Origin of the sequence: Wolbachia endosymbiont of Armadillidium vulgare str. wVulC (assembly GCF_001027565.1) — a bacterium.
Taxonomy (GTDB): Bacteria; Pseudomonadota; Alphaproteobacteria; order Rickettsiales; family Anaplasmataceae; genus Wolbachia.
In genome coordinates this window covers 1-9,944 of sequence record NZ_ALWU01000007.1, presented here as the reverse complement: position 1 = coordinate 9,944, position 9,944 = coordinate 1, and the positions used below count along the sequence as shown (strand labels likewise).

The 9,944-nt window shown below is 36.7% G+C and carries 11 protein-coding genes and 1 pseudogene; all 12 read left to right on the top strand.

The annotated features are described in order from the left end of the window. Nucleotides 1-1,096: AAA family ATPase (locus wVul_RS04660; protein ID WP_047759378.1), on the top strand; the 1,096-nt coding region annotated here is incomplete at its 5' end. 34 nt (nt 1,097-1,130) lie between these two features. Next, nucleotides 1,131-1,631 carry a sigma-70 RNA polymerase sigma factor region 4 domain-containing protein gene (locus wVul_RS04655; protein ID WP_047759376.1) on the top strand — a complete coding sequence of 167 codons (501 nt, stop codon included), beginning with the start codon at nt 1,131-1,133 and terminating at the stop codon, nt 1,629-1,631. 17 nt (nt 1,632-1,648) lie between these two features. After that, nucleotides 1,649-2,458, top strand: coding sequence for an ATP-binding protein (locus wVul_RS04650; protein WP_047759375.1), 810 nt, complete (start codon nt 1,649-1,651; stop codon nt 2,456-2,458). Nucleotides 2,459-2,480: 22 nt separating this feature from the next. Next, a complete protein-coding gene (locus wVul_RS04645; RefSeq protein ID WP_047759374.1) occupies nt 2,481-3,287 on the top strand; it encodes an AAA family ATPase in 807 nt (268 codons plus the stop codon). A gap of 31 nt (nt 3,288-3,318) precedes the next feature. Then, nucleotides 3,319-3,819, top strand: a complete 501-nt coding sequence (locus wVul_RS04640) for a hypothetical protein (protein WP_047759373.1) — start codon at nt 3,319-3,321, stop codon at nt 3,817-3,819. Further along, nucleotides 3,816-4,016, top strand: a complete 201-nt coding sequence (locus wVul_RS09455; RefSeq protein WP_047759372.1) for a hypothetical protein — start codon at nt 3,816-3,818, stop codon at nt 4,014-4,016. Before wVul_RS04640 ends, wVul_RS09455 begins: the two co-directional genes overlap by 4 nt. A 116-nt stretch (nt 4,017-4,132) precedes the next feature. Then, nucleotides 4,133-4,807 carry a hypothetical protein gene (locus wVul_RS04630; RefSeq protein WP_047759371.1) on the top strand — a complete coding sequence of 225 codons (675 nt, stop codon included), beginning with the start codon at nt 4,133-4,135 and terminating at the stop codon, nt 4,805-4,807. 6 nt (nt 4,808-4,813) lie between these two features. Beyond that, nucleotides 4,814-6,742, top strand: a complete 1,929-nt coding sequence (locus tag wVul_RS04625; RefSeq protein ID WP_047759161.1) for a DUF4815 domain-containing protein — start codon at nt 4,814-4,816, stop codon at nt 6,740-6,742. 11 nt (nt 6,743-6,753) lie between these two features. Continuing rightward, nucleotides 6,754-7,938, top strand: coding sequence for a hypothetical protein (locus tag wVul_RS04620; RefSeq protein ID WP_047759160.1), 1,185 nt, complete (start codon nt 6,754-6,756; stop codon nt 7,936-7,938). A gap of 4 nt (nt 7,939-7,942) precedes the next feature. Then, a complete protein-coding gene (locus wVul_RS04615; RefSeq protein ID WP_047759370.1) occupies nt 7,943-8,137 on the top strand; it encodes a hypothetical protein in 195 nt (64 codons plus the stop codon). Further along, entirely contained in the window at nt 8,134-9,561 is a 1,428-nt protein-coding gene (locus tag wVul_RS04610; protein WP_047759369.1) for a V-type ATP synthase subunit I domain-containing protein, read from the top strand. The genes wVul_RS04615 and wVul_RS04610 overlap by 4 nt, the downstream gene beginning before the upstream one ends. 22 nt (nt 9,562-9,583) lie before the next feature. Further along, a pseudogene (locus tag wVul_RS04605) lies at nt 9,584-9,944 on the top strand (hypothetical protein); the annotation flags it as partial.

The following is a 9,944-nucleotide window of genomic DNA, read 5'->3' as shown; positions in this document are numbered from 1 at the left end:
CGCGCCTAAAGTGGGAAAAAGTGACTTTCTTATTTCTTGGCTTTTTCATATGGCATCTGGAACTCCATTTTTTGATATGGTACCAAAAAGGCCCTTAAGAATCTTCTACCTTCAGACTGAAATCGGTTACCACTATATGCGTGAACGGTTGCAACAGATGAAACTTAGTGAAGAACTTATTAAACTTGCTGCAAACAATTTAGTTATTACACCACAGACTAAGCTGCTTTTAAATGAAAATGGCATTAAAGATATCGTAAATGAAGCAGAAAGAAACTTTGACCTAAACACCATTGATATCATAGCGGTAGATCCATTGCGTAACGTTTTTGATGCTGATGAATACGGTAACGAAAATGATAATAATGCCATGATTTTCTTTCTCCAGGAGAGAGTTGAAAAACTGCGTTCTCTAATCAATCCAGATGCTGGAGTTATTCTTGTGCACCATACAAAGAAAATGCAAAAGAAACTATTAGAAGAAGATCCATTTCAAAGTTTTAGTGGCGCTAGCAGCTTACGAGGATTCTATACCACTGGAATGATCATGTTTAGGCCTGATGAGAAGAACAGCTATCGTCAACTGATGTTTGAGTTACGTAATGGAAATTCTGTTATGCCAAAATTTGTTGATAAAATTAATGGTCATTGGTACGAAGTTGACGCTGAGTCACAAAGGTTAATAAATAAAGACTATGGTGAAAAACTAGATGCCGAACGTTCTCGTAGATATGACATCATCTTGGACTTAATATTTGCAGAAGGACGTAAGGGCCATGTTTATACAATTAATCAGTTTTGTCAGGCATTTGAAAATAAAGAAGGTCTTGGCAGTACACATTCTATACGTGATCGTCTCGATGTTCTTGCTACCAAAGGCTACGTTAAATTCAACAAAGAAGGCAAAAACGCTGCAAGAAACAAATACGGAGTACTTTGCGTTGAAGGTATGGAATTTGGGCAAAAAATACTTGATCCAGAGAAGAACAAAAAGGTTACAGTCTATCACAGGTTACTACCCACACACTACAAATCACCGCATTATGGCAGCGTAATTCCTGTAGAAAATCCAAATACTTGGGTTTATCACAATTAACACTTTAATCATTTCTTAATTAGAGGGGCAAAATATGCATTCTAAAAATTCCTATATTGGTATTAACCCAAAAGTTGTTAAACACATACGACACTATGCTAAGCTTCTGAAGAGAGGAAAAGCTTTTGCTTATAAAGACATTGAAGATGTTGAGCAAGATCTTTTACTTGACTGTTTGCCTGGCCTTAATGAACTTGAAGGGCATTTTATAAAACAGTACGTTAAATGCCGCGCTCTCAATTTAAAAGAAAAAGAACTATGTAAAAAACGTACCATTAATTTTGTTGATGAAGCTTTGTACGAAGAAAGTGATGAAAGTCTTGAATATAGCTCCGCAGTACGCATTGACGTAAATGAAGCAATTGCAAAGTTACCTAGAGAGTTAAGAAAAATATGTAAACTATTAGCAGAAGATCACAGCATTTGTGAAATTTCCAGAAGGACTGGTATACCAAAATCAACTCTCTACGACACAATCAACAAATTACGCAAAGAGTTTTCTCACCTTAAAACATACCTAAAACGAGATTTCTAACTATAAGGGGGGAAAATATGAAAATAATAAACAGCAAAGAAAGAGCAAAAATGGTCACAGGTGTGAAGATAGTAATCTTTGGACCTTATGGAATCGGCAAGACCAGTCTGCTCAAAACCATCGATGAATCAACAACACTTTGCCTTGATTTTGAAGCAGGACTTCTAGCAGTACAAGACTGGAAAGGCGATTCAACTGAGATTCGCACTTGGAATGAGGCCAGAGAAATTGCTTGTCTTATTGGTGGACCAAACCCTGCATTAAGGTCTGATCAGGCGTATAGTCAAAAACACTATGAGCATGTCTGTAGCAAGCACAAAGATCTTCTTTCTGAGGTTTATCAATACCGCTCTATCTTTATTGATAGCATAACTGTTGCATCACGTTTATGTTTTTCATGGGCCAGAATGCAACCTGAAGCTTTTTCAGATAGATCAGGGAGAGAAGATAAAAGAGCTGCTTATGGGTTGCTTGCTCAAGAGATGATGTCCTGGCTTAATCAATTTCAACATATCAGAAACAAAGACATCATCATAGTTGGCACACTAGGTCAATATCTTGATGATTGCAATCGTTCAACATGGCTGCCTCAATGTGAAGGAGCAAAAACTGCCAGTGAAATTCCTGGGATAGTTGATGAAGTAATCAGTATGGTTGGAATTAAGAAAGATGATGGCACAGAGAAACGTTCATTTGTCTGTCAGACTATTAATTCCTGGGGCTATCCAGCTAAAGATCGAAGTGGCTGCCTGAATATGATTGAAGAACCTCATCTGGGTAAATTACTTGCGAAAATTAAAGCCAAAACCTTGGCTTCTGTTGCCTAAATTTAATTTTAAAAGGAGTAATATGGAACAAAGCTTTTTCAATATCGGTCAAAAAATCCCTTTTTATAGCGTAAAGGAATATTTAAGTGATCAAACGCCAATACCAGAAGATATAATCTCACCAAGAATTTTAACGAAAAGAGGTCTATTGGTACTGGGTGGCCCACCTAAAATTGGCAAAAGCGACTTTTTGATCTCTTGGCTCGTCCACATGGCTGCTGGAGCTTCATTTTTGGGTATGACTCCAAGTAAGCCTATGAAAATTTTCTACCTGCAAACTGAAATCGAATATGACTACATGAAAGAACGGTTGCAACAACTTCAACTTGATAACGAACTTTTAAATGTAGCTGCCAATAACTTAATTATCACGCCAAGAGTGCAATTATCATTTAGTAGTGAAGAAATAGATGAAATTAAAAATGTTGTTAAAGAGCGTTTCAAACCTGATATTATTGCGATTGATCCTCTTCGTAACATTTTTAACTCAAGTGAATATGGCAATGAAAACGACAATAGCGCTATGCTATTCTTTTTGCAAAAAACACTTGAGAGATTGAGAAATGTTATCAATCCAGATTCGGGCATAATACTCACCCATCACACAAAAAAATTGTCCAAAAAGATGCTAGAAGAAGATCCATTTCAAGGCTTAAGCGGTGCTGGTTCTTTGAGGGGATTTTATAGTACTGGTATGGTGATGTTTTCTCATGATGAAGAAAGTACCGTACGTCAGATAGTATTTGAACTGCGTAATGGTGAACGTGTGGCAAGCAAGCTTGTCGATAAGATAAATGGTCGTTGGAAACTTGTAGACCAATGGAGTTGATTCTTTTTTTACTTAATTTATAGGGAACAATATGCTAACAGACTTTTTAACTGATTTTAATACTGCAAAATTACAAAGTAATTTAATACCAAAAGGTACAATAGTCAAGGTAAAAATGGCAATTAAACCAGGAGGTTATGAAAATTGGTTCACTAAAAGCTACACTACTGGCAGCATCTATTTAAACGTTGAATTTACTGTCACTGAAGGTCCATATGCAAAACGCAAGATTTTTCAAGTAATTGGTATTAAAAGTGGCAAAGCAAGAGTTGAAGGAGAAGATACTTGGGGAGAATCTGGACGTTCTATGCTTAGAAGTATTTTAGAGTCAGCACGGAACATTCATGCAAATGACACTTCAGAAAAAGCAGTGATTGCTAGAAAAATCAACTCTATAGCTGATTTTAACGGGTTAGAATTTACTGCAAAAGTTGGTATTGAAGCTGATCGATATGGAGAAAAAAACAAGATTACTACAATTATTACTCCAGAACAAAATAAAAATGTTCAAAATGATTGGGTCCCGTTTTGAGGTACGACGAAGAAAAGTTATGGACTGCTGTCATTGAGAGGGCTATGAAAGATGCAGTAGGAAAAAACGTAAAGCTGAAAGAAGAAGCGATAAAATGGTTAAATTCTGAATCTTTTGAAACTGTTTGTGAGCTAGCTAATCTCGATTTTCAATATATCAAAAAGCATTGTTTCGATATTCTTGAAAGAAAAAAGTAGTTCTGGTTTTTTAAGATAAAGAATGTTTAAGCATAAAAATGCACTTCAAAAAAATTTTCATTTTTTCCGGAAAAACCTGTGAGAAATCCGGTATATATATAGTAAGAGGGGAAAAAATGTCAATTCTTACACAATCAGGTCGGGCAGCAATAGCCGCAAGTATAAAAGAGCAGCCGATACATCTTGCTTGGGGTAGTGGTGATGCCAATTGGGAAAGTAGCCATCAGGTCAAAAAAGTTTTTGTTGAGGGTGAAATAGCTCTAGATCACCACACTATTAAAGATGTAAGGGTTTTTACAGGGCAAACAGTGTATCAGCCAAATATAGTTGATAGCAGTAGTGGTGTAATAAAACGTACGGAAAATAGCTCTATCACGGCAAATAGTGCAGTTACTGTAGAATATAGTGAAAGCACACCACCAGAGCTGATAACTTCTGAAAAACTGCTCAATGAGCTTGGCAGACGTACTGCAGATGAGGTTCTCTTTTGCACAGGTGATGAGAATGGAGAGCTTTTGACTCCAACAGGGAGGTTTAGGTCCTCAAATGTACCAACCAATAATTTGTACCTTAAATTTACTTTCGATTTCACGGATGCAGCAAATCAAGTTATCAGGGGGCTTGGGGTTATGGTTGGTACTAAAGTAAAAAAAGAATTACCTAGAGGACAGAGATATTTTGAACCAAAAGACGTGGAAAATCCGGGAATTTTGTTAGTTTTAGAACATACAGTACCACTTATTAGAACTGCAGCAACCCGGGAAACTTTTTCATTTATTGTAACTTTTTGAAACAAAATGACCCTAAATAGTTATTATAACCGCTTTAATCCTGACAAAGAATACGAAAAAAGCTTATTTCTTGCTGGAAGAGGTCTACAGTCTGCAGAATTAAACGAAACTCAGGAGTATGCTCTCTCTAAGCTTAAAGGCATAGGTGATGCAATATTTCGTGATGGTGATGTTATAACAGGAAGCAATTGTATTATAGATGCAGAAACTGGTAAAGTTACACTTGAAGGAGGAAAAATCTATCTTCGTGGTGCAGTTAGAAAAGTTGAAAAAGAAGAGTTTGTTATTCCTCTTAATACTATAGTTCGCATAGGTGTTTATTATCTAGAATCTACGATTACAGAACTTGAGGACGAAAATCTTCGTGATCCTGCTGTTGGTACACGTAATTATCAAGAAGTAGGGGCAGCAAGGCTTAAAGTTTCCACCATTTGGAAGCTCGAAGGTGTTTCTCCACGTTTTTCTGAAGGAGAGTTTTATCCAATCTATAACATTGAAAATGGAGTATTGATAGAACATTCACCGCCACCACAAGCAAACATAGTAACTACCGCTCTTGCTCGTTATGACAAAGAAGCCAATGGTTCCTACGTCGTAAATGGTCTTGAAGTAATGTTCCTGCAAAAGGAAGAGGGAGAAGGAGGAAAAAAAATATTTGTGATTAATGAGGGCAAAGCTCATGTTGATGGCTATGAGATTGAACTTCCTCACAGTATTCGTGTTTCTTTTGATGAAGATCCGGATATAAAATCAGTTGAATCAGAACCACATACTTTTCAGCCAAATAGCCAAAGAGTAATGGAACTGAAGGTTAATGATTTTCCAATAAGTGAAATTAAAAAAGTAGATATAACTGTTCAAAAAACCATTACCATTACTCATGGTTCATATTCAGGAGCTGTTGATCCGATACCTGACTCTGCAGTACTTGAGATTATTCAAGTTAAACAAGGCAATGTTATTTATGAAAATAGTATAGATTACAAACTAAACGCAGGAAACGTTGATTGGTCATTACCTGGTAAAGAACCAGCTCCTGGAAGTAGTTACCTGATAACCTATCGCTGCCGCACTCATATAAGCCCTGAAGATATAAGCGAAGAGGGATGTAAAGTAAAAGGAGCAGTTGATAACAGCTTGGTTCTGATTGATTACACCTGGAAAATGCCACGCTATGATTTAATTACTATCGATAGCAAAGGAGCAGTAAGGAGAATAAAAGGTATAGCTCACCCTTGGCGACCATCAATGCCTAAAGCACCTAGCGGACAACTTTTGCTCTGCTACATTCATCAGACATGGAAAAACGGAGAAAAAGAAGGGGTAAAAATAGTGAATAATGCTATTCATGCTGTACCGATGAATGAGCTTGAAGCAATGAAAAAAGGAATAAATGATCTTTATGCGCTGGTTGCAGAGGAACGTCTACGCAGTGATGCAAATTCAAGAGAACCTACCACCAAAAAAGGAGTATTTGTTGATTCATTCTTTGATGATGATATGCGCGATCAAGGAATTTCGCAGTCTGCAGCGATAGTAAACAAGGAACTAATTTTACCAATAGATGTAACTATTGCTGATATTGATGGAGGAGAAAAAACTTATTTGTTGCCGTATGAACTTGAACCGGTACTGGAGCAGCTTTTACAGACCAAAGGAGAAAAGATCAATCCATATCAAGCTTTTGATCCAGTCCCGGCACAAATTACTCTAAATAAAAACATTGACCACTGGACAGAGGTTACCACGAATTGGAAAAGTCCAGTAACTAGAGTGTTTAATACTAGAGAAACAACAGAGCTATTGTCAAGTAATTCTTATGAAACTGAATTTATGCGAGAAGCAGTACAGAATTTTGAGATCGAAGGTTTTGAGCCAAATGAAAAGCTCAAGGAGGTGAAGTTCGATGGTATCTTCATTCAGCCTACTGCGTAAGAGGTAAAAATATGCTCACAGCTAACAACCAGGGAAAATTAAAAGGAAGATTTACCGTTCCTGCTAATATTCCAGCAGGTACTAAATTAGTACAATTTTATGGGGATAAAGGAAGCTATGGAGAGACAACTTATACTGGTAAAAAAACTATTACCATAGAAGAGAGAAGAAGAGTTATCGCAGCAAGAAGAATTGACCCTTTAGCCCAAACATTTACTTTAAATGAGAGCAGACACATAGGAGGTCTAGATTTATGGTTCACAAATAGCGGCAAAAAACGTGTTGTTGTGCAGATTAGAGAAACAGCAGTGGGAATGCCCTCGCAGACTGTCATTGCTGAAAGTTATATTGAGCCAAAAGATATAAAGATAGATGGCACAGCAACATGTATAGAATGGCCACCAGTGTTTTGCCATGCAGGAGAGGAGTATGCAATAGTACTGCTTACTGATGATCCTGGTACTGCAGTAAAAATAGCAGAGCTTGGCAAATATGATGCAGTAAATAGCCGTTGGGTAACAAGTCAGCCATATCAAGTAGGAGTATTACTTTCATCTAGCAATGCAAGCACCTGGACTCCACATCAAAATTTAGATTTAACGTTTCGATTACTAGCTGCAAAATTTAGCGAAAATTCTCACGTTATTGATCTTGGTAAAGTTACAGCAAACAATACTTCAGATTTAATTATTTTGACGAACGTCGAAAAAGTAGCATTTGATACCAATGTAGAATTTATCTTAACAGATGAGGAGGGAAGAGAAAACTTTTTGCCTGATAACTTACCGCTCGCACTGTGTGAAAGAATAAATGGGGAATTAACGGTAAAAGCAAGCCTAAAAGGAGGGCGAGAAAAAAGTCCAGTGCTATATCCTGGGTTACAGCTAGTTATGGGTAATATAGGGGAAAAAGGAGATTATGTAACTAGGAGCATTACAGCAGGAGCTAACACTAAGATTACCATAACATATGATGCGCTGATACCTGGCACTGCAGATGTTAAAGCATATGTACAAAAAAACGTGGATTGGCAATTAGTAAATTTAACATCAGGAAAACCAATTGGAGAAAGCTGGGTGGAGAGAACTCATGTACTATCAAATTTTAGTGCTAATGAGACGAGGGTAAAATTGGTTTTAAGTGGAACGGTTGTTTATCGCCCTAAAGTCAAAAATCTACGAATCATTGTCACGTAGCAGAATGTCAGATGATAAAACAAGCAGAGGATATTCACTACCTCATCCAGAAAACATTGCTGTGCAGGATGTTGTTCGTATCCGTACTACAATTGAGAAAATAGATGAAGATATTGCTAAAAGAGAGAATGAGCACAATCAGCTTAAAAAAGCATTTGAACGACTGAATTTTGAGACTTTTTTAAATTTTTGGGAATGAAAGAAGCAATAGAAGCATTACACCAAAGGATAAAGGATTTAGCAGCAAATAGCACACCTGATCAACTGGCATATCTTGCAAAATCCCTGGAATTGATAATAGATAAAAAAGCAATTTCCAACGTTGTGCAGATGATTGAAGTAAAAGGAATAATTGATGCGCTACAAAAAAGACTTAAGGATTTAGCAGCAAATAGTACACCAGATCAGCTTGCATATCTTGCTAAGGCATTGGAATCAATAGTCGACAAAAGTGCGGTTTCTGAAATTGTGCAGATGACTGATGGTAAGCTAAAAGAACTTCTTGATAGTGCAAAAAAACACTTAACTGATCTGGATAATAAAAAAGCTAGTTCTTTAGCAGTGATCTCTGAATCAGAGAAGCAGTTATTAAAGAGAATTGATGAAAAAGGAACAACAAATTTATCACTACTTGATACGAGAAAGAATGTCAATATTGCAGCAATAAATAGTATTAGCAACAGTCATAAAGATGGTCTTAAAGGTTTAGTAGAAGATTTTCGTGCTGTTAATAATGTACCATCTGGCTCATCAATTATAGGAGAAATAGAAACTCGAATTGAAAACATCTCTAATGAGGTAAAAACTCGGGATGAACAGTTAAAAGCGTCTCTTATAAATGAAATAAGAAAGCGCAACATGGTTGAACCTGGAGCATTACCTTTCTTATTTGGTGTACTTGGCAGAAAAAATAATTATTTTGGCCACGGAACTTTTATGACAGAGCTTGGAAAGTGGAGTAGTGATATAACAAAAACCGACTACATGTTGCAACTACTTGCAGGTAGCCATACATACGATACAGATTACGTTAGTTTTTATCGGCCAAGACAACTCAGTTTTATAGAGGGAAATAAAGGAACATTTATTTACGGAGAGTTATACACAAACAGTTTTTCGAGTAGTCATGATTCAATATATTACTATCCATATGCTGCACTTGGAGTAGTATTTGTAAAAAATACAACCAATGTGAACATAAATAAAGCAATAGAATTTGTTGGATCATCGTATTCGAGTACGGAGTATGGAGGTGCAGGATTATTTGTGGGAACGCCAGATAATACCAATTCCAGTAAGTCAAGAATCTCTAAAATAATGTGGAAAAATGTTTACCAATACACGAGTTCTGATAGCAAATTAGCTGGATCTGGTAATGTGGAGATTCCAGCAGGAAAAACAGTTGCAATATTACTTTACACATCATCTTATTTATATTCCAGAACAAAAGTTAGTGAAGGTGTGCTCTCAGGTAATGTATATACCTATGGTCAATTTATTCAGTGGGGAATTTATAACATACGTAGCAATTTTCTCACCACAGGACTTGAGGTGGACGTAGAGAGAACGCTAAGAGCTTGGCAATGCCCAGGATTAGATGCCACTCATAAAATTTGGAATTGATACTAGAAAACGGAGAAAACCAATGCCAATTTATATTAGATTTGAACATAACAAACAAGTAGAAACAACAACGCTTGAAAGTAAGCCAACTGGAAATGATTGGTATGAAGCGCCAAAGAATTTCGACTGGCAAAAGAGTTATCAGTTAACAGAAGGAGGAGAAATTGCTCAGCGGAGTCAAGAAGATATTGAATTGGAGTTACTACAAAATGCGAAGTTTTCTGCACTTTCTAATCTTCGTACTTATTATAATAACTATACTTACCAATATGCAGGAGTTTCTCACCAAAAAGCTCAATCTTATGAGATTCAAGCGGAAGCCGCAAAAAGCATTCGGTACCGAGCACGAATTGTAATCAGTTCAAGCGTTCCGCTTTCCCCTC